Genomic DNA, 22,580 nt, shown 5'->3' on the forward strand with positions numbered 1-22,580 from the left:
AAGACTTGGACGTCCGGCCCGGCGACGTGATCAAGATCACGAGAAAGAGCCCGACCGCGGGTGAAAGTGTATATTACCGCTACGTGGTGGAAGGTTGAGAAGGGATTATGATAGAGAACTCTATCGAGATGTGGCCTATTATCAACGACATTCTGCGCAGGGAAGGAGTCGCAAGGCAGCACCTCAACTCTTACAACGAGTTCATGGAGCGCGGTCTCCAGAGCATCATCGACGAAGTCGGCGAGATTGAAATCGAGACCGCCGAATACCCTTACAAGATCAAGCTTGGCAAGGTGAAACTGCAGCAGCCGAGGATAATGGAGCTTGACGGCTCTATCACACACGTCGCCCCGATGGAGGGGAGGCTGCGCAACCTCACTTACGCTTCTCCGATAATGCTCGAGTGCTCTGTCGTCGAAGACGGCAAGATACTTGAATCCCGCTTTATCCACATCGGCGACATGCCGGTGATGGTCAAGTCCAACACCTGCCTGCTCCATAACCTGCCGGAGAGCAAGCTTGTCGAGTTTGGCGAAGACCCGCGCGACCCGGGAGGATACTTTGTCATCAACGGGTCAGAGCGCGTCATCGTCGGGCTTGAAGACCTCTCGTACAACAAGATAATCGTAGACACTGAAGAGACCACGGGCACGCTGCTGTACAAGGCCAAGGTCTACTCTTCCATCGTCGGCTACAGGGCCAAGCTGGAGCTTATAATGAGGCCCGACGGGTCGATTGTGACAAAGATACCGGGCTCGCCTGTCGACATACCCCTCATCACGCTCATCCGCGCGCTCGGGCTCGAGTCCGACAAGGACATTGCAGACTCGGTCTCTCTGAACGAGCAGATTCAGGACGAGCTCGAGCCTTCGTTTGAAAAGGCCGGCGACGTCTCTTCCAGCCGCGACGCCATAGTCTACATCTCAAAGAGGATTGCGCCAGGCATGCTCGAAGAGTTCCAGATCAAGCGCGCCGAGACTCTGCTCGACTGGGGCCTCCTGCCGCACATCGGCAAGAACCCTGAGAACAGGCACGAAAAGGCGCTGTTCCTGGGCGAGGCTGCCTGCAAGCTTGTCGAGCTAAAGCAGGGCTGGATAGAGGCCGACGACAAGGACCACTATGGCAATAAAGTGATAAAATTTGCAGGTCAGATGCTTGCAGACCTGTTCAGGACGGCGTTCCGCAACCTCATCAGGGACATGAAGTACCAGCTGGAGCGCTCGGGCCAAAAGAGGGGAATCAACGCAGTTGCCGCCGCAGTGAGGCCGGGCATCGTCTCTGACAAGCTGAACAACGCCATCGCTACCGGAAACTGGGGCCGCGGGCGCGTAGGCGTGACGCAGCTTCTGGACCGCACCAACTACATGTCCACGATCAGCCATTTGCGCAGGATCCAGTCGCCGCTGAGCAGGAGCCAGCCCAACTTTGAGGCCCGCGACCTGCACGCCACGCACTTTGGCCGGATCTGCCCCGCCGAGACCCCCGAAGGCTCCAACTGCGGCCTGGTAAAGAACCTGGCGCTCTCTGCGATAATCTCTGTAAACGTGCTGTCTGCCGAAGTCACAGAGAAGCTGTACGAACTTGGCGTGCAGAATGTGGACGAGGCAAACGAGAAGCTCAGAGCGCAGGGCACCCGCGTTTTCGTCGACGGGAGGCTCATCGGCTACGCCGAGAAGGGCGAGCACCTGGTCGAAACCCTCCGCTCGATGAGGAGGTCGGGCAAGGTGCACCCGCACGTGGGCGTCTACCTCTACAGCTCGCAGAACGAGAACGCGACCAAGAGGCTGTACATCAGCTGCAACGCCGGCCGCGTCCTGCGCCCGCTCGTCGTGCTAAAGGACGGCAGGCCGCTCATCACGACAGAGATAATCGAGAAGGTGTCCAAGAAATTCCTGTCTTGGATGGATCTGCTCTACATGGGCGTGGTCGAGCTCGTGGACGCAAACGAGGAGGAGAACCTGTTCATCGCCATGGACCCGAAAAAGATAGACCCTGCCAAGCACACGCACCTAGAGATATTCCCGTCGGCCATCCTGGGCGTCGGCGCGTCCATCATACCATACCCTGAGCATAACCAGTCTCCAAGGAACACCTACGAGAGCGCCATGGCAAAGCAGTCGCTTGGCTTTTCGACTCCGCTTATGAACGCAAGCACCTACGTGCGCCAGCATTTCATGCTGTATCCGCAGGTGCCAATCGTCAGCACAAAGGCGATAAACCTGCTCGGCCTCGAAGACAGGCCGACCGGCCAGAACTGCGTCGTGGCAGTGCTTCCGTTTGAAGGCTACAACATCGAAGACGCTGTCGTGTTCAACAAGTCGTCTGTGGACCGCGGCCTTGGCAGGACGTTCTTTTACCGCATCTACGAGGCCGAGGCCAAGCAGTATCCCGGCGGCATGAAGGACACGTTTGAGGTGCCGCAGGCAGACGCCAACATCCGTGGCTACCGCGGTGAAAAGGCATACCGCCTGCTGGAGGCAGACGGCGCCATCATGCACGAGGCCGTCGTCAACGGAGGCGACATACTGATCGGCAGGACTTCGCCGCCCCGCTTCATGGAAGAGTACAAAGAGTTTGAAGTCAAGGGGCCGTACAGGCGCGACACGTCGGTAGGCGTGAGGCCGTCTGAAAACGGCGTCGTCGACACCGTCATTATCACTCAATCAGTAGAGGGCGGCAAGATGTACAAGATCCGCGTGCGCGACATGCGCATACCCGAGATAGGCGACAAGTTCGCTTCAAGGCACGGCCAGAAAGGGGTCGTCGGTATGCTGGTCAACCAGGAGGACGTTCCCTACACAGAGGACGGCCTGGTGCCCGACGTCATGATCAACCCGCACGCCTTCCCCTCCAGGATGACTGTGGGCATGTTCATGGAGTCGCTTGGCGGCAAGGCCGCGTCGCTGCGCGGAAAAATAGTCGACGGCTCGGCGTTCCTGGGCGAAAAGCTGGACGACATCAAGGGCGTCATGGAGCAGTACGGCTTCAAGTACACCGGCAAGGAAGTGATGTACGACGGCAGGACCGGCAAGCGGTTCCCCGCCGACGTGTACGTCGGAGTAGTCTATTACCAAAAGCTGCACCACATGGTTGCAGACAAGATCCACAGCAGGGCAAGGGGCCAGGTGCAGATGCTGACCAAGCAGCCGACAGAGGGCCGCGCCAGAGGCGGCGGTCTCAGGTTCGGCGAGATGGAGCGCGACTGCCTCATCGCCTACGGCGCCTCAATGATGCTCAAGGACCGGCTCCTGGAAGAGTCGGACAAGGCCGAGGTGCACGTCTGCGAGCGCTGCGGGCTTCTTGCGTACTATGACGTGAAGCAGAGGCGCTACGTCTGCCGCGTCTGCGGTGAGAAAGCCAAGATATCATCAGTCGTCATCGCCTACGCGTTCAAGCTGCTGCTGCAGGAGATGATGAGCCTTAACGTCGCTCCCAGGCTGATAGCCAAGGAGAAAGTCTAGAGGAGGTAATGGTGTAGAGATGATGGAAGAGTCTGCCAAGGTTCTGGGTGGTATCAAGTTCAGCGTCTGGTCGCCAACCGAGGTGCGCAAGTTCTCGGTCGCAGAGGTGACTGCGCCAGAGACGTACGACGAGGATGGAATGCCGGTTCAGGGCGGCCTGATGGACAACAGGCTTGGGACGCTCGAGCCGGGCCAAAAGTGCGCCACGTGCGGCAACACGTCTGCCAAGTGCCCCGGGCATTTCGGGCACATCGAGCTTGCCGAGCCGGTGCTGCACATCGCGTTCGTGGACGACGTGCACAAACTTTTGCTGACGACTTGCAGGTCGTGCAACAGGATCAAGCTCGACCCCGAGGATCTCGCGTATTTCAAGGGCATAAGGGACAGCAAGGCGCCATACGCGGTAATCACTCTTGAAAACATCAAGGAGGAGATCATCGAAAAGGCCAAAAAGATCAAGAGCTGCCCGCACTGCGGCAAAGAACAGTATGACCTGATATTCACAAAGCCGACCATATTCGTAGAGCGGACGGAGGCTGGCGAGAACCGCCTGCTGCCCATAACCATCCGGGAGCGCCTCAGCCACATCCCGGACGAAGACCTTGCTTTGCTGGGCTACGACCCGTCGACTGCAAGGCCGGAGTGGTTCGTGCTGCAGGTGCTGCCGGTGCCGCCCGTGACTGTGAGGCCGTCCATCATACTTGAAACAGGCATCAGGTCGGAAGACGACCTTACGCACAAGCTCGTGGACATTATCCGCGTCAACCAGCGCCTGAAGGAGAGCAAGGAGGCAGGCACTCCACCGCTCATCGTGCAGGACCTCGTCGACCTCTTGCAGTACCACGTTACGACGTACTTTGACAACGAGGTGTCGGGCATCCCGCAGGCCCACCACCGTTCAGGAAGGCCGCTCAAGACGCTGACGCAGCGCCTGAAGGGCAAGGAGGGCAGATTCCGCGGATCATTGTCGGGCAAGCGCGTCGACTTTTCAAGCAGGACCGTGATTTCGCCTGACCCGAACCTTGCGATTTCAAACGTGGGCGTGCCGGTCGATGTCGCCAAGAAGCTCACCATTCCTGAAACGGTCTCGCAGTGGAACCTTGAAAAACTAAAGGCGCTTGTGACCAACGGCCCCAACACGTACCCTGGCGCCAACTATATCATCAGGCCGGACGGCGTCAAGATAAGGCTCGACTATGTGACTGACAGGAAAACGATAGCAGACTCGCTTGCGCCCGGCTACATCGTCGAGCGCCACCTGGCAGACGGCGACATTGTCATCTTTAACCGCCAGCCGTCGCTCCACAGGATGTCGATAATGGCCCACTCGGTGGTAGTGCTGCCGTACAGGACGTTCCGCCTGCATCCAGCAGTCTGCCCGCCGTACAACGCCGACTTTGACGGAGACGAGATGAACCTGCACGTGCCGCAGAGCGAGGAAGCCCGCGCAGAAGCGACGCTTTTGATGCGCGTCCAGGACCAGCTCATATCGCCAAGGTACGGCGGCCCAATCATTGGCGGCCTGCGCGACTTTATCACAGGCGCTTTCATGCTGACCCGGGACAACACGGTTCTGACACGAGACGAGTTCGCCAACCTGGCACTCGTGGGAGGGTACAAGGGCCCTCTGCCAGAGCCGGCCGTGACTGCCAAGGACGGCACCAGGCTTTACAGCGGCAGGCAGCTCTTCTCGCTCTTTCTGCCAAAGGACTTTAACTTTGTCATAACGAGCAAGTGGAACAAGGCCGCCAAGGGCGAGGGCAAGGACGTCGTGATAAAGAACGGCCAGCTGATCTCCGGCGTCATCGACAAGGCGTCGATAGGCGCGGAGGAGCCAGACTCTGTGCTGCACAGGATAGCCAAGGACTATGGCACGGACGCCGCAAGAAAGTTCCTCGACTCTATCCTGATAATGCTAAAGACGTACATCACCCACAGGGGATTCACGTACGGCTACTCTGACCTGTGGCTGCCGCCGGAGACGAGGCAAGAGATATCCGACATCATCCAAAAGACCTACGACAAGGTGCACGAGCTGATACAGCAGTACAAGGACGGCACGCTCCCGCTGACGAGAGGCCTGGCCGCAGAAGAGGCACTGGAACTTTACGTGGTAAACGAGCTGTCACGCGCACGCGACAGGGCCGGCAGGACCGCCGACAGGGCGTTCCCCGACGACAACTCGGGCGTCATCATGGCCTCGACCGGAGCCAGGGGCTCGACCCTGAACATAGGCCAGATGACTGCCGCGCTTGGGCAGCAGTCGATACGCGGCAAGCGCATCCAGAAAGGATACCGCAACCGCGCGCTCCCGCACTATGAGCCGGGCGAGACAAACCCTGACGCAAGGGGGTTTGTAAAATCCAACTACCGCGACGGCCTTTCGCCGCTGGAGTTCTTTTTCCACGCCATGGGCGGCAGGGAAGGTCTCGTGGACACGGCCGTGCGCACGCAGCAGTCCGGCTACATGCAGAGGAGGCTCATCAACGCGCTCGAGCATTTGAAGATAGAGTACGACCAGACCGTGAGGGACCCGCACGCCAACATCGTGCAATACCTGTACGGCGAGGACGGCATCGACCCTGCCAAGAGCGACCACGGCGAGGCCGCAAACCTGTCACGCCTGATAGAGGCCGAGGCCATAGTCGACGAAGGCCGCAAGGCGACTGAGGACCAGATAAACAGGATAATCGAGGAGTACGGCACAGACCTCAACCCGAGGATGCGCGCAAACCTGCAAAAGGCGCTGCTTGAGAACAAGCTGTCCAAGGACGGCGTAGAAAAGGTGGTCAAAAAGGTGCTCGACCTCATAAACAAGGCCCTCGCAGAGCCCGGGGAAGCGATAGGCGTCGTGACCGCTCAATCGATAGGCGAGCCGGGCACGCAGATGACTCTGCGCACCTTCCACTTTGCCGGCGTCAAGGAGCGCAACGTGACCCTCGGCCTGCCAAGGCTCATCGAGCTTGTGGACGCAAGGAAAAAGCCCGTGACGCCGACTATGGACATCTACCTTGACAAGGAGCACAGGGATTCCCGCGAGAAGGCGCTTGAAGTGGCCCGCGAAATCCTGTACACGCAGGTGGGCGACCTCATAGAAAAGAGCGAGACCGACTATTCCGGCGTCCTGACGTTCCACTTCTCCGAAGCCAAGCTGGCAGAGCGCGGCTGCACGCTGGAAGAGGTCAACGCGGTGCTTGAAGGATCAAAGAAAAAGTACGACGTCAAGATGAGCGAGAGCAAGGGCTACATCAAGGTGACCGTGCCAGACGAGCCCGACGCGCAGACGCTACTCACGCTGAAAAACAAGCTTCTGAACACCCGGGTAAAAGGTGTACCGGACATCGAGCGCGTCACCATTGTCAAGCAGGACGACGAGTGGGTCATCCAGACTGCCGGCTCGAACCTGGCAAAGGTGATACTGGTCGACGGCATAGACCTGTCCCGGATAACCACCAACAACGTCTACGAGATATGGCAGACGCTCGGCATCGAGGCCGCAAGGACCGCGCTCGTAAAAGAGATAACGAACACGCTCGAAGAGCAGGGCCTCGAAGTGGACGTGCGCCACATCATGCTCGTGGCAGACCTGATGACTTCAAAGGGCTACCTCCAGCAGATAGGCAGGCACGGCATCGCCGGGACCAAGACTTCGGTGCTGGCAAGGGCGGCGTTTGAAATCACGGTCCCGACCATCGCAAGGGCCTCGCTTGAAGGCCAGGTGGAGACGCTACGGGGCGTGACAGAAAACGTTATAGTAGGTGCCACGGTACCCGTCGGCACTGGAATGGTGGACCTGTACATGCAGGTCAAGGAAGGCAACAACAAGGAAAAGGAAGAAGAATAATAATAAGAATAACAAGGAGAAAAATGGTGATAGTAAAAAATGAAGGCAATTGAAAAAGTGGTCAAAGACGCCATTGCGGCCAACAAGTACAAGAGCGGAGTGCGCGAAGTGCTCCAGTCGGCCAAGGGCTCCAAGCTGATAATAGCCTCAAAGTCGATGGACGCTGCAGACAGGGCCAAGCTGGACGAGCAGGCCCGGTCGGGCGGCGCCCAGGTATACGAGTTTGATGGCAACTCTGTTCAGCTGGGCAAGCTGTGCAACAAGCCCTTCCGGGTGACTGCGATAGCGCTGAAAGGCACGACTGACGCAGAGATCAAGTCCGTGATGGCCGAGCAGCAACAAAAGGGCAGCGGCAAGTGAGGTAGCGGCCGACGACCCTCTTTTCTTTATCTTCTTTTTGTCTTTTTAAAATTGGGGGCGTCAAGACTTAAATTGTACTTGCAAGCTGTGCTTGAGTTGTTGTTGTCGTCGCCTGTTACGGCTGTTGGCAGAGGGACTCGCACTTGACGGAAATAAAGCTGACGTCTGACGAACTAAAGCTGATATCGCTGTTTTCCAGCGTCACTTCGGCGACTGCCCGTGACTGCATAGTCGACGACAAGATGGACCGCGTCATATTTGTTGTCAATAAAGGCCAGATGGGGCTTGCGATAGGCAAGGGTGGCGCCACGATAAAGCAGCTGCAGCAGGTGGTCGGACGCAAGGTCGAGCTGGTCGAGTTCTCGGACAACCCGGCCGATTTCATCCGCAACATGCTCAACGCCGACATGGTCAGCGACGTGCGCATAAACGACCGCATGGACGGCACCAAGCAGGCAATCGTGACTGTTGACCAGAGGAAGAAGGGCGCAGTCGTGGGCAGGGAGGGCAGGAACGCAGAGAAGGCCCGCCTGCTAGCAAAGCGATACTTCAATATATCCAGTGTTTTGATAGTAAGTCCGGAACAGCAGATTACAAACAGGGTGAATATGAGTAATGGGTAAATCTCCACTAGGGTTGTTTGCCGGCGGCGTGCTCCGCAACAAGAAGAGCCGCGCCAGGTGGGCAGACAAGTATTACAAGAGACGCATGCTCATGCTTGACAAAAAGGCCAACCCGCTCGAGGGGGCCCCGCAGGCAAGAGGCATAGTGCTGGAAAAGGTAGGCATCGAGTCCAAGCAGCCAAACTCTGCCGTGCGCAAGTGCGTCAGGGTGCAGCTGATCAAGAACGGCAAGTCGGTGACGGCGTTCCTTCCAAAGGACGGCGCGCTCAACTTTGTCGACGAGCACGACGAGGTCATCATCGGCGGCATCGGGGGCTCGATGGGTGGCGCAATGGGCGACATCCCCGGCGTCAGGTGGCAGGTGTTCAAAGTAAACGGCGTTTCGCTGGACCAGCTGGTCCGTGGCAAGAAGGAGAAGCCGAGAAGATGAGCGGCCGCGAACAGGTAAACATCATGCTCTTCAACAAGTGGGACATGAAGGACATTGGCGTCAACGACCTTGGACTAAAGACTGCGATATCGCTCAAGCCGGCCGTGCTTCCAAACACGTTTGGCAGGCACGAGCACCAGCGCCTGAAAAAGGCCGACGTCAACATTGTCGAGCGCCTCGCAAACAAGATGATGCACTTTGGCAAAAAATACGCCAAGAACACCGGCCGTATGGGCGGCAAGAAGGCAAGGGCACTCAACATGGTCCGGACCGCGTTTGACATAATCCACCTCGAGACTGGCAAGAACCCTGTCGAGCTCCTTGTGAGGGCAATTGAAAATTCGTCGCCAAACGAGGACACGACAAGGATCGTGTACGGTGGCGTCGTCTACCACGTCTCTGTCGACGTAGCTCCGCTGCGCAGGGTTGACCTTGCACTGCGTTTCATAGCAGAGGGCGTAAAAGAGTCTACTTACAGCAACCCGCAGACGGTGGAGGAAGCACTTGCCCGCGAGATAATCCTGGCCGCAAACAACGACATGGCCAGCCACGCGGTCAAGAAAAAGAACGAGCAAGAAAGAATCGCGATGGCTTCACGGTAAAAAAAGCCATTTCTTTTCTCTTCCTCTTTTTCACTTTTTGGCGTCACAAATTGGCTACCTGTACAGGCTTCTGCAACATTGACCAGCTCTTGCAGCGGCTGATTGGCCCGGATTCCATAAACCATGCCGTCATTGTCGTCATAAAAGGTGACAAACCCAGGCATTTGCGTCGGTTCCTGACTGACAACCTTGCCGTCTATTGTGACAGCATCGGTTCCCGTAAACGGTTCCCATCCTATCCATTTGTTGCTGCCGTTTATTGTAACGGGCTGGACTTTGGCGATTGTTTCAGTGTGGCTGGCATAATATGCAAGTTTGCATTATGGAATTCAGTGCTATCTTTCTTTTATCTCATCCAATTTGTTCACCGTGATGACTATGATGCCCTTTCCGCCCAAGGCGTTAAACGATTCTGTAAGAGGGCAGAGAGAATGGTTCTCATAGAACATGACGACGTCTCCCCCCACACCACTCCGCCGGCCTCCATCACTCCCTCCAAGTTATAGCCAGAAGGCAGACTTGACGCGACAGGCTGTTTTACTGGAAAGCCGACGGCAACAGAACCAAGAGTCTTGGGGAGACATCCGCTGTCGGTAGCGGCAGTCGCCATCCTTTTTTCCGTGCCTGTGGTCGATACGACTGCGATTCCGCTGACAATCGCCGCCGCTGCTGCAATTACCATTGAAACGATAATGATGCTTCTTTTCATCCGGTGCTGCCGGGGCGTCGTGCGCAAACATGGTTTAAATATAGTGTGGAGTTAGGCTTACCTAATTGTGCCTCTGGCACTGGGTACGTGGCTGCTAACAAAATGATCAAAACTAGGACAGCTGTCATTTCGTCCCTGCTGCTTGCGCTTCTCTTACTGGCCAATATGATCCCGCTGGCGTCGGCGCAGCCCGGGGATGAGGATTCGCTTGCAATCGCCGCAAACCTCGAGAGGATACGGGCGCAGGTCATGCTGGCGCAAAAGAGCCTGGAGGCCGGCGACAGAGATGGCGCCTTTGCGCACGCCTTTATCTCCCACGCTACGATTTTCCCGTCGATCAATGACGAGCTGCAGGCAGCCGACGAGAAGCAGGCAGCGCATCTGGAGTCGCTGCTGACCGATCTTGCCTTCAAGATCAAGGACGGGAGCCTTTCTGCGCAGCAAGGGACGCTGCTGCAGCAGGAAATAGAGCGCACAATCGATGCCTTTGAAACTGATTCTGATGCTGCCCTTGTGTCGCAGGTTACCGCGCTCTTGCTGCGCGACGCTGCACGGTCCTACCAGCTCTACAAGCAGAATTCGCAGCAGGTGGACTATGAAAACGCGGCCGGCCTTGCCGCCCTTGCCAGGGACAAGTACCTTTCAATCTCAAGCTCGATGGATGAGGCCCGGCAGGCAGAGATCGATTCCTTCTTTTCCGACCTGGAATCGTCGATACAGCTCAAATCAGACCCTGCTTCGGTGGCCCGGACAGCGGCAGCCATCGAGCGAGACCTTGTAGAGAACCTCTCCGCCGGAGGAGGGTCGTCGTCCGGCGGCTACCGTCAGTACTTTGCGGAGATAAGAAAGCTGTACGGCCAGCTGACGGACCAGGTGCGGGCCGGCGACTACAAGGCAGCCGAGCAGAGCGGCATCTCTGCCTACCTTGATAATTTCGAGTTCCTCGAAGCGCCGCTTGAAAAGCACGACGCCTCCCTCAAGGAAAAGCTAGAGATCCAGATGCGCGAAGAGCTGCGGCAAAAGATCCGCGACCGCGAGTCTCCTGAAGCAATAGGCTCGTTCGTGGGCGAGATACTTGCCGGCCTTGACACCGCCGAAGGGATGCTCAGGGGCGACCCGGGATACGAGGCAGGCGCCCAACAGGGCGGCAACAGCCGGTTTGCAAGCATCGAGGGCCTGAGCGAGGGCTTTGGCGCCTACAAGGGGCCGCTGAAGGAAAGGGGCGACGCGGCGGAATCGGCCAAGGAGGAGGTGCGGATAAACATCGACCAGATACGCGTCAGGCTGGACGAGGTCCTCCACATCTACCAGTCCGGCGACTCGCAGGGCGCCATGCAGGCTGCAAGGTCTGCATACCTTGACAGCTACGAAAACATCGAGCTCCCGCTCCGGCCCATAAACCCCGATTTCACGCTTGAAATGGAGATCAAGTTTGCCGAACTCCGCAACCTGATGCAGGCAGGCGCGCCGTACGAGCAGGTGGCCGCAAAGGTGGTGGAGATCCGCCGGGGCCTCGACGAATCCGAGCGCCTCGTGACGGGCACGGGCTCGCTTGCCCCTGCAATCGCGTTTTCAACGTCGTTCTCCATAGTGTTCAGAGAGGGGCTGGAATCTGCGCTCATACTGGGGGCAATCCTCACCTACCTGGAAGCGTCGCGCAACGAGCGCTTCAAGAAACACGTCTATTACGGCATAGTCCTTGCGTTTGCCGGCACGGCCGCGACCTGGTTTGCGGCAGAGTACATCATCGAGATCTCTGGCGTCAGCAAGTCGCTGATAGAGGCCATAGCCGGCATATCGGCAGTGGCGGTGCTGTTCTGGGTGAGCTTTTGGATACTGAACAAGGTCGAGACGAAAAAGTGGATCGAGTTTGTCAAGGCCAAGGTCTGGAAGGCCACCACGACAGGCAGCGTCATGGTCTTTGTCATGCTGTCGTTCTTTACGGTCTACCGCGAGGGGTTTGAGACCGTGCTATTTTACCAGGCGATGCTGTCGTTTGCAAAATACATGGAGTGGTACGTGGCGGCCGGCCTGCTGTCGGGCCTTGCGATCATTACCGGCGTCACGTTCCTCGTGCGCAGGCTGGGCAAAAAGCTGCCCCTGCGCGTCCTGTTTGGGCTCACAATGGGCGTCGGCGCCTACATGTCAATCGCGTTCATGGGCAACGCCGTGCGCGAGTTCCAGGAGGTCGGCTACATCCCGACCACTCACCTGATAGGCACCGTCCCGCGCCTTGACATCAACCTTGCCACGATGACCGGCATCCATCCCACACTTGAGAGCATCGTGGCGCAGGTAGCGCTGCTTGGAGTCTACCTTGCAGGGTCGATGTACGTGCTCGTCCTGCAGCCACGGCGCAAAAAGCTGATCGAGTCTTCAAGAAAGTCCCGGGCCGACCTCGCTTCGTCGACTACTACTACTACCACTGCCCCGGGCAACAAGGCCGGCGACGCCACTACTGCTACTGCCGCCAACAACAACAAACTCGACATAGATGACCACTAGCACTATTTTAAAACCGTGATGCATACTGGTATGTGCTGACGTGGAGAAAAAAGAGAAACAACAACAACAGCAGCCGAGCCTGCCCATAAGAGACATATACAGGCCCAAGTCCGAGACCGTCCTTGTGATGCAGGGCGGCGGCTCGCTTGGCGCGTACGAGTGCGGCGTCTACAAGGCGCTGGACAAGCACGGCATCAAGTTTGACATCGTCGCCGGCACGTCGATAGGCGCCGTGAACGCCGGCATAGTGGCAGGGTCGAAAAACCCTGCGCAGGACCTGGAGGATTTCTGGCTCTCCTGTGTGGAAAATTTGACGCCGCAGGCGCTGCCGGACGAGCTGCGCGGCATGGTGGCCTCTACGGTCAGCGCCCTGTACGGCAACCCGCGCATGTTTGCGCCGATGTGGCGCTACTGGCCCCTTGCCGCAAACCCGCTCTTTGTTTCGCCGTACCTTTACAGCCTTGACCCTCTGAAAAAGACGCTTGCGCAGTACGTCGACTTTGACAGGCTGTCGCCGGGCCACTCGCCCCGGCTCATCGCGACTGCGACCGACCTGCAGAAGAGCGAATCGGTGGTGTTTGACAGCGGCCGGCGGCAGGTGGGCGCCGAGCACCTTGTGGCGTGCGCCGGCTTTCCCTTTTACGGCATCGGCTGGGCGGAGATAGACGGCAGGTACCTGTGGGACGGGAGCCTGGTGAGCAACACTCCACTGCGGGACGTGATACGGGCATCGCCTGAAAACGACAAGCGCGTCTACATCGTCAGCCTTTTCCCAAAAAGGCAGGACAAGCTCCCGCAGAACATGGCCGACTCGTGGCACAGGGCAAGGGACATCATGCACAACGACAAGACGGACCACGACATACACACGTCGCAGGTGATGACGCGCTACCTCGACCTCATGCGCAGGATGCACGACCTTTTGAACAATGCCAAGATAGGTGAAAAGCTGACGGCCGCGTTCTGGGAGCTGGAGCGGGAGTACCACGAGCTGACGGTGGAGCGGGGCACAATCATTGAAAGCGTGGTGAAAATAGAAAGAAAAGAAGACGTGCACTATATCTTTGAAGACGCCGACTTTTCGGCCACGACGATAAAAAAGCTGATACGGCAGGGGGAGCAGGATGCGCACGAGGCGCTACTAGACAATAATCTTGCCCATCCTGCCTGACTGGTAGTCCTCTATGGCCTGCTGGATCTCCTCCTTTGTGTTCATGACAAACGGGCCGTAGCGGGCCATCGGCTCGTTTAACGGTAATCCGCCTATCAGCAGCACGTCAAGGTCTGTCTTGGCGGTTATCTCTACCTCGTCGCCGTCGTTCCCAAACATCACCATCTGGCCCCTTTTTGCGACTCTCTTGGCAGTAGAAAAGGCGCCCTCTCCCTCCACGACGTAGGCAAAGACGTTATAGTTCTTTGGGACGGGCTGCGCCACCCTTGCGCCGGCCTTTATCGTAAAGTGCAGGTACATTATAGGCGTATGCGTGTCTATGACTGCCTTGGCGCCAAGCGCCTCGCCTGCAATGACTCGCACTTTTACGCCGTCCTTGTTTTCAACAACGGGTATCTTTTCTGCACGGACGTCCTGGTACTTCGGCCTGGCCATCTTGTCTTTTTTCGGGAGGTTGACCCACAGCTGGAACCCGTGCATCCTTCCTCCCGTGCGGGCAAACTCTTTTTCAGGCATCTCCGAGTGTATGACGCCGGCGCCGGCGGTCATCCACTGCACATCGCCCGGCTCAAGCCTGCCCGAGTTGCCCTGCGAATCCCTGTGCTCAAACCTGCCTGCCAGCATGTACGTTACCGTCTCAAATCCCCTGTGCGGGTGGTCGGGCGCCCCCTTGGCCTCGCCCGGCGCCAGCTCCATCGGGCCCATCTCGTCCAGCAGCAGGAACGGGTCGAACTGCCTCAAGTTGCCCTGCGGCAGGGGCCTGTGGACCAAAAAGCCCTCGCCTTCGAGCGTCACGATGCTATCAACAATATCTCTTACAGAACGATTCATTTTCTTCTCGTCTATTATCGTGGCCGTCCTATTTAAGGACGGTAGTAATAACTTACCAAGTGCATCACGACAACCTTAGCAGATAAGCCTACGCTAACCGTGATCGCTAACGCTTATAAAAAAGGAGTATGGCAGTAACAAGTCGAATATTGGCAAACACCTCTTTTCGGGTGCAGGCTCACAAGTTCAGCCAGGACAACATACAGACAACGCTTGTTTGCTCAAAGTGCGACGAAGTTTTCCAGAAAGAGTTCCCCCTCGACCTTGAGGGCCAGACCACGGAATTCAAGTGCCCTGTCTGCGGCGTGCCCGGAGAGGTCGACCTGCCATACAAGAGCGCCGACGAGCGCGAGGCACTCGAAGAGGACTTTGAAGAAGTAGAGGAAGAAGAGTCGGGCGAAGAGTTCGAAGAAGAATACTAGTTAGTCCGTTGTAGCAGCGCTAGCAGTAGCGACACCGATCCAACATCTGGTCAAACTGTGGGCCGGGGCATCAAATTAAGGTGAGATGATGACAATGAAAAGCGATGGCAAGGACGTATCTCTATCGTTGCGGTAGCCAATCCAGGGGCGTATCTATGATTGGGGTTTTCATCGTTGCAATCTCTACTTGCTTTGAGCCATCGGACTTCATGACATAGATTCCCGCCTCCCCTTCAGCGATTATTCTGGTGAAGGCTATCTTTTGTCCGTCTGGCGACCAGACAGGATTGCCGTCAAAAGTCGCATTGCTATTGGAGAGGTTTGTATAGGAACCGTCATTGACATTGATCACGTATATCTGGCGCCCATCTCCTGCGACGGTCTGAAAGGCTATTCTGCTGCTGTCTGGCGACCATGCCATTTCCATCAATCCCAAAAGCTCGCCTGTCGTAGTCAATCGGGTCTGGTTATGGCCATCAGAGCTCATGATGTACAGGCTTGCGGGACCAAATTCATCATCCGCCTGTAAAAAGGCGACCTTGCTCAGATCAGGCGACCAAACGTGGCTACCGCTGATGTTGTAGTCAAAATCAAACAGCTTTCTTGCCTTACCGGTGTCGATGTCAATTTCTTTAAAAGACGACTCCGTAAAGACCTTTTTGTCTTTGTCGAAGACTATGCTTTCAAAAATAATCTTGTTACTTGATGCCCATGTCGGCTTGAAATCATTCGTTGCATCACCGTCATCTGTCAGATTAATGGGATTATCTTTCCCGTCCGCGCCGACCACAAAGATGTCTGCATCAGCCTCGTAGGCGATCTTGCTCCCGTCTGGAGACCATGTGTGGCGGCCGATGGCGTCACTGTTGTTTGCCAATAATACCTTGTCTGTGCCGTCCCTGCTCATGACATAGAGGTTCTGCACCAGCCTGCCGCCGTTTGGAGCACCTGCAGGGCCCTCCATGCCCACGTATGCAATTCTGGAGCCGTCCGGCGACGCCGCCGGTCTGACGTGCCACAGCCCGGCATTCTGGCCTGTAAGATTCGTAAGGTTGGTGCCGTCAGAATTGACCCTGTATATCTGCGTCCTAGTTCCATCGATCACTCCTGAAAATACTATCATCATTTCCTTGTCATCTTGAAAAGAAGCAGGGTTCAAAGTTGACGAACCAGACGGGTACATCATTGACATTGTTGAAAATAGGATTACCAGTACGGCACCGATGGCTACGCCTGATATCATTAGCACTGTGGTGCGACTAGGCACGTTGTTGTCCCACTGTCAGCTTGCTTTTGAGCTTTTGTCCAAATAGGAATGCTTTTTTCAGTTATTCAAACTAATGTGCCCTGTGGTTTCCTTCTGCTTGACACTAGCAAAACTCGTGCATTGTTATTTTTTTGTAAAATAATAATATCAGGCCGGGTTCTTTTTCAGCCTTGCAAGCTGGGCCAGAAACGCCGCAAGCTGTATCTCGGGATGGGCGCCGGACGCAAGCCTGTAATCGTATTCTGCCATGAGGGCTGCAAGCTCGTCCGGCCTTTCCAGCTTTAAATCGTAGGCTTCCTGGTTTGCGTACTTTAAAAAGTCTGTTTCGGACATGCCGTACACCTGGGTCAGCTCTAGCAGCTTTGCCCTGGCCTCGTTGAACTTGCCTGACAGCGCAAGTTTCAGCACGTCGCCCACCTTTGACCTGCCAGAAATCCCGATGGCGGCAGAGACGTTTGCCGTGTTCACTGCGCCCATGCCGGCTGCGGCCTGCATCACGTTTATCGAGTGGCGCAGGTCGCCGCCCGTGGAGTCGTAAATTTCTTCAAGCGCCTTTTTCTCGTACTTTACTTTCTCTTTACCGCAGATCATCTCCAGATGCTCCATGACATCTTCTTTTGGCAGGCGCGTAAAGCGGAATACGACGCACCTGCTCTGTATCGGCTCGATAATCTGCGAAAGATAATTGCAGACTATGATAAAGCGCGTGGTGCGGGCGCTGTCCTCTATGATGCGACGAAGCGCAGTCTGCGCCTCCGAGGTCATCTCGTCTGCCTCGTCCAGTATGATTATTTTCGGCTTGCCAAAGTCCTTGTCGCTTGCAAGTTTCACAGAGGCGGCAAACTCTTTGACCCGCTCGCGTACCATTTTTATGCCGCGCTCGTCAGACGCGTTCAGCTCCAGAGTGTTCTTGCGCCACTCGTCGCCCAGGATCTCTTTTGCAATGCACAGCGCAGCAGTCGTCTTGCCAACGCCGGCGGGCCCTGAAAAGAGCATGTGGGGTATGTCGGGGCTCCTGACAAGGTTGGTAATGCCTGTTATGATCTCTTTCTGGTTGACAATGTCTTCGAGCTTTTGCGGCCTGTATTTCTCGGTCCACATCAGGTTGGCAAGGTCGGTCTTTTTGGCTGCTGGCGACGACAAACGCTCCTGTGAGCGGTTTCATCGGATTAATAGATTGCTGCGCTATTGCAAGACGTTGCCGGTCAGTATCCTGTGAACGCCTCTACCCTGAGCCTGTCCTTTGGAATCTGCATCTCTTTTTGAAGCAGCCCCTGCATGGCCTTTAGCATTCCCGGAGGGCCGCAGATATAGAATATCGCCCTGCCGATCTCCTCCTCTGTCAAATGCCTCTCAAGCATGGCCCTGTCGATCCGGCCGCGCTCTCCGTTCCAGCCTTCGGCCTCTTCCTTCTCTTCCTCTGTGGCCTGACTGCTTTCGCCGGTGATCGTATGGACTATCTTGAGGTTCCTGTTCTGGCCGGCCCACCTGTCAAATTCGTCCCTGTACAGGATATTCTGCGGGTTCCTGTTTGAATCAAACATTACTATCCTGACGGGCAGCTGCCTGTCCGTCGCAAACTTGATCATGCTCCTAAATGGCGTCACGCCTATGCCGCCTGACAAAAAGACGGCCGGCCTTGAATGATCGTTGTGCAGGACAAAGTCTCCTTCCGGGCCCCAAACTGTGACTTTGGTGCCTTTTTCAAGCGACGCCAGCCTCTGCTTGTACGGGGTATCGCGGATTCTGGTGCTTACCGTCAACAGATCTGGTTCGGTCGGCGAAGACGCGATTGAAAAATGCCTGACCGGCCCCTTGGGGTCGCCGGAAACGCCGTCCAGCTTGAAGAACGCATACTGCCCTGCCGTGTAGTCCAGCCCGCCTCTTGAAAACTGGAATGTCATGATGTCCGTCCCTTCCAGCTTTTCCTTTGCAAGCAGTTCTAGGACAATCTTGTTGCCGCCTGCTTTTCTTTCCTCCTCTTCATAGTATTTCTTTTGCATGCTTTCTGAGGTGTCTTCCGCATTGCTTTGCTGCTGTTGTTGCGCTGCTGTCGCACCTCCTACTCTTGCTCCACCATCACCGTCAGCCGGTTTTGCCTGCTGGAGGCTCACCATTATGTCGCCAGTTGCCCCATCAACCTTGACCGGGTATGACTGCAGGTCCGTCGCCCAGACCGTCTGGTCCGAGACCTTTGCATTTCGCACGTCGAATATGGCATAGTGCCAGGGGCATTTTAGCTCATAGCCCTGCAAGGTCCCTTCTTCCAGCGGGCCGCCCTCGTGGGAGCAGACCGCGTCCATCGCGTAAACCCTGCCGTTCACCTTTGCCAAGACGACCGGCTTGCCGTCCACCTCCACCTTCTGGAGGCCGCCTTCCTTCAGATCCCTGTCGTTCAGAGCCACCTTTCGAAAGCCCTCCTCTGCAGTCGCCATGTCTGTTGGTTATAGCGCGGGAAAATATTTACGCGTTTTTCATAAAGATTCCTGACAGCCGGGGACAAAATTTGCCATGACGGTGGGCAATCGGGCAGCCCGGTGACTCCTCCTTGCACTATGCTACGATGATAAATCGTTTCAGGCAAAAAGAGAGATTCCGTCCAGATCTGCGCGCCTGAATGAAGACAACGGATTAAGCCCTGCGGGCCCTGTACATTCCGTCGTGACAACAAAGTACGGCGTCATACTTGCGTCGTCCTTTCTTGCGACGGGTGTGATAGTGGCATTGCTGATCTTTGCAAACATGCACGGCCTTCGGGATTTCTTTGACCCTGTAATCCCTGACAGAAAGATCGAACGCGTCGAGCCACACTTTGTCAACGGGACTGCAGTCGTAAAACTGTCAAAGGATCAGGCAAGCTGATGGCCGGTGACTGTCAACTCTGTCTGGAGCAAGATGGTGGACGTGGACTTTGGCATTCCCCACGCGACATACCTTGAAACAAAGCGCCTGATACTTGGCAGGGGAGAGAGCTATGGCTCGTGCGCAGGCACGGCCACGCTTCTTGGCATATCTCCTTCGGCGCCGCCACCTTTGAAATCACGGAAGGCTACCAGTGCCCGATCTGCTGGCACGTCCTTGGCTGGACCGGGTAAAACCCTGCAAAACACAAGCTTTCATAGCTCAAACTAGCTGGATGCGCGGCTAAAGCTGACCCAACAAAAAATATAACCGAAGGCAAGCCTTTACAATTTACCTGCAATGGCCGATGCTCCTGCCGAACCCAAGATTGAAGCTGTACAGGGGGTCTACCATATCGGCTACATGAACGAGGACGTCCGCATATCGTACAAAAAGGACGTCAAGATGGCGGTCGGAAGCGTGGCAGTCGACGCCAAGGAGGGCGACATGTCGTCGCTCCCGCGCTGGGTCGCCAAGATCCTTGCAGAGCAGGGCGCAGTCGAGATCCAGCCAAGCGATGTCGCCGGCTATATTTCAAGGACGCTGAACAGGGAGCGCATAGCCCGGCCCCACGACCTGTCCGGCATCGACGTTGACTTTTACGTGCGCGTCAACGACTATCTGGAAACGCTGAAGGAAAGGGAGCGGGAAAGCCTGCTCGTATCGCTAAACACGTTTGTCGAGTCGCGCCTTGGCAAGATAGTAAAGCTGGCGGCAAGGTCGCCGCTGTCTGCCGAGCTTGAAGCCAAGCTAGCTGCGGAAGAAAAAGAGCTCTATAACGTCATCCATCAGGCATCGATGCGCTTCAAGGGGGGCGTGATCAAAAAGTAAGTTGACGGCAGAGCAGATCACTACAGCCGCACTGGCAGACCGCCTCAGAGAGTTCCTCCAAGCGTTCAAGGACAGGGAGGGCAACTACCGCTATTTTGACAGGATACGGGACATGATGGCGTCAAACGCCCAGTCGCTCGTCGTTGACTATATCGACTTTGACTCTTTTGATCCGGAGCTTGGCAAGCTCCTGACCCACAGGCCGGACGAGATGCTGCAGGCGTTCAACGAGGCCGCGCTCTCTATCCTGCGCGAGATAAACTCTGATTACGAGCAAGAGATCCACGACAAGATCAAGGTCAGGATAGGCAACTATACCGTCCAGAAAGGGCTGCGGGACATCAACGCCGACCTGATAGACAAGCTTGTCAGCGTGTCCGGGATGGTCGTGCGCTCGTCGGAGGTCAAGCCCCTTGCCAAAAAGGTGGCCTACAAGTGCACCAACTGCAACGCAGTGACAGAATCGGAGCTCAAGGGCCTGGTGTTGAAAAAGCCATTGAAATGCTCGGCGTGCGGCGAAAAGGAGCTGGACATGGACCCTGAGAACAGCATATTCATCGATTTCCAGATGGTGCGCCTGCAAGAGCTGCCCGAGGACCTGCCGGCAGGCCAGCTGCCCCACTATGTAGAGGTGACCGTGATGGGCGATCTCGTCGACCAATGCAGGCCCGGCGACAGGATAATGCTCACCGGAATAATCAGGATAGAGCAGGAGCAGCTGGCACCGCAGGTCAAAACGAGCTTGTTCAGGCTGCGGATGGAGGGCAACAACATCGAGTACCTGGGCGGCAGGGCCGGGAGCAAGGACACCAGGACTGTAGAGAGAATAGCGATAAGCGCCGAGGACGAAAAGCAGATCCTGAACATAGCGGCCAAGCCTGACGCGTACGAAAAGCTGGTGGCGTCCTTTGCGCCCCACATCTACGGCCAGGAGGTCATCAAAGAATCAATATTGTTGCTCATCGTGGGCTCGGTGACGAAAAAGCTCGAAGACGGCTCGACGCGCAGGGGCGACATCAACGTGCTGCTTGTAGGAGATCCAGGCACAGCCAAATCAGAAATGCTGAAATTTGCGGCCAAGATCGCGCCCCGCGGCCTCTATACGTCAGGAAGAGGATCGACCGCGGCCGGCCTTACAGCGGCGGTCATACGGGATAAATCCGGAATCATGATGCTCGAAGCTGGGGCCGTGGTTTTGGGCGACCAAGGCCTCGTCTGTATAGACGAGTTTGACAAGATAAAACCTGAAGACCGCTCTGCGCTGCACGAGGTGATGGAGCAGCAGACCTGCTCTGTCGCCAAGGGAGGCATAGTCGCAACCCTCAACGCCCGCACTTCTATACTCTCTGCGGCAAACCCGATGTACGGCAAGTACGACCCGTACAAGAACATCACCGAAAACGTCAACCTGCCAGTCCCGCTGCTCACCAGGTTCGACCTGATATTCATCGTGCGCGACGTGCCGGAGAAGGACAAGGACAACCTGATTGCAAGCCACATCCTGGAAATACACAAGGACGTCGAGCACGCGGCCAAGCCCGCAATCGACATCGACCTCTTTAGCAAGTACCTCGCCTACGCCCGCAACAGGGAGCCGGTGCTGACGCAGGACGCAATAGACATCATTCGCAGCTACTACATGGACATGAGGCGCGCCGAGTCGGAGGGCATGATAACGGTCACTCCCAGGCAGCTGGAAGGCCTGGTGAGGCTGGCTACTGCGCGCGCAAGGCTCCTGCTCAAGGACAGGGTGGAGGGCGAGGACGCCAAGAGGGCCATCTACCTCGTGGACCAGATGCTCAAGACGGCCGGCGTGGACGTGAACACGGGCAAGATGGACGTGGGCGTGCTGTACGGCAAGCCCCAGTCTGAGGTGTCCAAGCAAAAGCTCTTCATGGAGGTGTTCAACGGCCTTGCTGGAAGCGACAACAACCCTGTGGAGGACAAGGCGCTCGTGGCAGAGCTTGTAAAGACGGGCAGGTTCACGGAGGAAGAGGCGCGCACCCAGATAAACAAGTTCTCCCGGGAAGGCAGGATATACGAGCGCAGCCCCGGCCACTGGGTCAAGGTATAATCAAAGTGATCCGCTTTACCAGGGTGGCGGAGGCAAGGTTCAGCCCTCCTTTCAAAGGACGCGTCTTGCAAGTTTACGGGCTCTTTCCAGAGCTGCAGGACCTGCAGATAACGTGCGGCTTTATAAGCGGCAGGGGGCGGGTGCTTGGCACGGCGCGCAGCTGGCGCCGGCAGATATCCCTGCAGCCAAACGCCTCGAACATGACCATCGCTCACGAGTTTGTGCACCTGCTGCAGGGAGGAGCCAGCGGCGTCCCGCACGGCGAAAAGGCGTGCGACATATGGGCGCTTGCGCGCCTGCCGGCAGAGATGCTGGACGGGCATCCGCCCTCATACATCGCGGGCCACTGGAGCCGCGGCCGCTGGTTCAAACACAGGCTGCAGGTCAAGGCGCTGTGCGAGCAGGCCATCGAATTGCGCAGGGTGCAGAGGACGTACATAAAGTGGCTCTCCGGCCAGCTGCGCCTGCTAAAAGAAACCCCTGCTTCTCTTAACTATTGACGACGCTCGTTGGCGGTTCTGATTGCAGGTTGGATGAGGGCAAATGCCT

19 protein-coding genes are annotated in these 22,580 nt (G+C 56.7%); 14 read left to right on the plus strand and 5 right to left on the minus strand.

Features of this window, described 5'->3' with window-relative positions; translation table 11 throughout:
* Positions 1-5 precede the first annotated feature (5 nt).
* The 7 genes from WKI84_RS04100 (at position 6) to WKI84_RS04130 (ending at position 9,320) form a co-directional block, all read left to right on the plus strand.
* Positions 6-98: a DNA-directed RNA polymerase subunit RpoH/Rpb5 C-terminal domain-containing protein gene (locus tag WKI84_RS04100; RefSeq protein ID WP_337862342.1), complete on the plus strand. Its 93-nt coding sequence runs from the start codon at positions 6-8 to the stop codon at positions 96-98.
* A 9-nt stretch (positions 99-107) separates the two neighbouring features.
* Entirely contained in the window at positions 108-3,461 is a 3,354-nt protein-coding gene (locus tag WKI84_RS04105; protein WP_337862254.1) for a DNA-directed RNA polymerase subunit B, read from the plus strand.
* 19 nt (positions 3,462-3,480) lie between these two features.
* Complete coding sequence (locus tag WKI84_RS04110) at positions 3,481-7,305, plus strand: DNA-directed RNA polymerase subunit A' (protein WP_337862255.1); 3,825 nt, start codon at positions 3,481-3,483, stop codon at positions 7,303-7,305.
* A gap of 39 nt (positions 7,306-7,344) precedes the next feature.
* Positions 7,345-7,665 (plus strand): ribosomal L7Ae/L30e/S12e/Gadd45 family protein, encoded by a 321-nt coding sequence (locus WKI84_RS04115; protein WP_337862256.1) that lies wholly within the window; start codon positions 7,345-7,347, stop codon positions 7,663-7,665.
* A gap of 143 nt (positions 7,666-7,808) precedes the next feature.
* Positions 7,809-8,288 (plus strand): NusA-like transcription termination signal-binding factor, encoded by a 480-nt coding sequence (locus tag WKI84_RS04120; RefSeq protein ID WP_337862257.1) that lies wholly within the window; start codon positions 7,809-7,811, stop codon positions 8,286-8,288.
* A complete protein-coding gene (locus tag WKI84_RS04125) occupies positions 8,281-8,718 on the plus strand; it encodes a 30S ribosomal protein S12 (protein WP_337862258.1) in 438 nt (145 codons plus the stop codon). Before WKI84_RS04120 ends, WKI84_RS04125 begins: the two co-directional genes overlap by 8 nt.
* The gene (locus WKI84_RS04130; RefSeq protein WP_337862259.1) at positions 8,715-9,320 is read left to right on the plus strand and encodes a 30S ribosomal protein S7; all 606 of its coding nucleotides are present in this window, start codon (positions 8,715-8,717) and stop codon (positions 9,318-9,320) included. The genes WKI84_RS04125 and WKI84_RS04130 overlap by 4 nt, the downstream gene beginning before the upstream one ends.
* Before the next feature lie 335 nt (positions 9,321-9,655).
* Here the strand turns inward: WKI84_RS04130 and WKI84_RS04135 are convergent, their stop codons facing one another.
* On the minus strand, positions 9,656-9,787 hold the full coding sequence (locus tag WKI84_RS04135) for a hypothetical protein (RefSeq protein WP_337862260.1): 132 nt from the start codon (positions 9,785-9,787) through the stop codon (positions 9,656-9,658).
* Between the two features lie 407 nt (positions 9,788-10,194).
* Between WKI84_RS04135 and WKI84_RS04140 the strand changes: the two genes are divergently transcribed.
* Together WKI84_RS04140 and WKI84_RS04145 are read left to right on the plus strand one after the other, a co-directional pair.
* The gene (locus tag WKI84_RS04140; RefSeq protein ID WP_337862261.1) at positions 10,195-12,534 is read left to right on the plus strand and encodes an FTR1 family protein; all 2,340 of its coding nucleotides are present in this window, start codon (positions 10,195-10,197) and stop codon (positions 12,532-12,534) included.
* Positions 12,535-12,574: 40 nt separating this feature from the next.
* Positions 12,575-13,705 (plus strand): patatin-like phospholipase family protein, encoded by a 1,131-nt coding sequence (locus tag WKI84_RS04145; RefSeq protein ID WP_337862262.1) that lies wholly within the window; start codon positions 12,575-12,577, stop codon positions 13,703-13,705.
* On the opposite strand, the gene WKI84_RS04150 is transcribed toward WKI84_RS04145, so the two are convergent.
* Positions 13,676-14,500, minus strand: a complete 825-nt coding sequence (locus tag WKI84_RS04150) for a pirin family protein (RefSeq protein ID WP_337862263.1) — start codon at positions 14,498-14,500, stop codon at positions 13,676-13,678. The genes WKI84_RS04145 and WKI84_RS04150 overlap by 30 nt on opposite strands.
* A 185-nt stretch (positions 14,501-14,685) precedes the next feature.
* On the opposite strand from WKI84_RS04150, the gene WKI84_RS04155 reads away from it, so the two are divergent.
* Entirely contained in the window at positions 14,686-14,958 is a 273-nt protein-coding gene (locus WKI84_RS04155) for a hypothetical protein (protein ID WP_337862264.1), read from the plus strand.
* A 121-nt stretch (positions 14,959-15,079) separates the two neighbouring features.
* Here WKI84_RS04155 and WKI84_RS04160 read toward each other — a convergent pair whose 3' ends face one another.
* From WKI84_RS04160 to WKI84_RS04170, 3 genes are all read right to left on the minus strand, one after another.
* Complete coding sequence (locus WKI84_RS04160) at positions 15,080-16,084, minus strand: hypothetical protein (RefSeq protein ID WP_337862265.1); 1,005 nt, start codon at positions 16,082-16,084, stop codon at positions 15,080-15,082.
* 288 nt (positions 16,085-16,372) lie between these two features.
* Positions 16,373-17,368 (minus strand): replication factor C small subunit, encoded by a 996-nt coding sequence (locus tag WKI84_RS04165; RefSeq protein ID WP_337862266.1) that lies wholly within the window; start codon positions 17,366-17,368, stop codon positions 16,373-16,375.
* A 62-nt stretch (positions 17,369-17,430) separates the two neighbouring features.
* The gene (locus tag WKI84_RS04170; protein ID WP_337862267.1) at positions 17,431-18,660 is read right to left on the minus strand and encodes a Rieske 2Fe-2S domain-containing protein; all 1,230 of its coding nucleotides are present in this window, start codon (positions 18,658-18,660) and stop codon (positions 17,431-17,433) included.
* A 226-nt stretch (positions 18,661-18,886) separates the two neighbouring features.
* Here WKI84_RS04170 and WKI84_RS04175 point away from each other — a divergent pair, with 226 nt between their 5' ends.
* The 4 genes from WKI84_RS04175 to WKI84_RS04190 all read left to right on the plus strand — a co-directional run bounded on the left by WKI84_RS04175 (position 18,887) and on the right by WKI84_RS04190 (position 22,531).
* Positions 18,887-19,087 carry a hypothetical protein gene (locus tag WKI84_RS04175; RefSeq protein WP_337862268.1) on the plus strand — a complete coding sequence of 67 codons (201 nt, stop codon included), beginning with the start codon at positions 18,887-18,889 and terminating at the stop codon, positions 19,085-19,087.
* A 339-nt stretch (positions 19,088-19,426) separates the two neighbouring features.
* Positions 19,427-19,957: a hypothetical protein gene (locus WKI84_RS04180; RefSeq protein ID WP_337862269.1), complete on the plus strand. Its 531-nt coding sequence runs from the start codon at positions 19,427-19,429 to the stop codon at positions 19,955-19,957.
* A gap of 1 nt (position 19,958) precedes the next feature.
* Positions 19,959-22,031 carry a minichromosome maintenance protein MCM gene (locus WKI84_RS04185; RefSeq protein WP_337862270.1) on the plus strand — a complete coding sequence of 691 codons (2,073 nt, stop codon included), beginning with the start codon at positions 19,959-19,961 and terminating at the stop codon, positions 22,029-22,031.
* A 5-nt stretch (positions 22,032-22,036) separates the two neighbouring features.
* Positions 22,037-22,531 carry a hypothetical protein gene (locus tag WKI84_RS04190; protein WP_337862271.1) on the plus strand — a complete coding sequence of 165 codons (495 nt, stop codon included), beginning with the start codon at positions 22,037-22,039 and terminating at the stop codon, positions 22,529-22,531.
* Positions 22,532-22,580: the final 49 nt, after the last annotated feature.

The organism is Nitrososphaera sp. (assembly GCF_037447015.1).
Lineage (GTDB): Archaea > Thermoproteota > Nitrososphaeria > Nitrososphaerales > Nitrososphaeraceae > Nitrososphaera.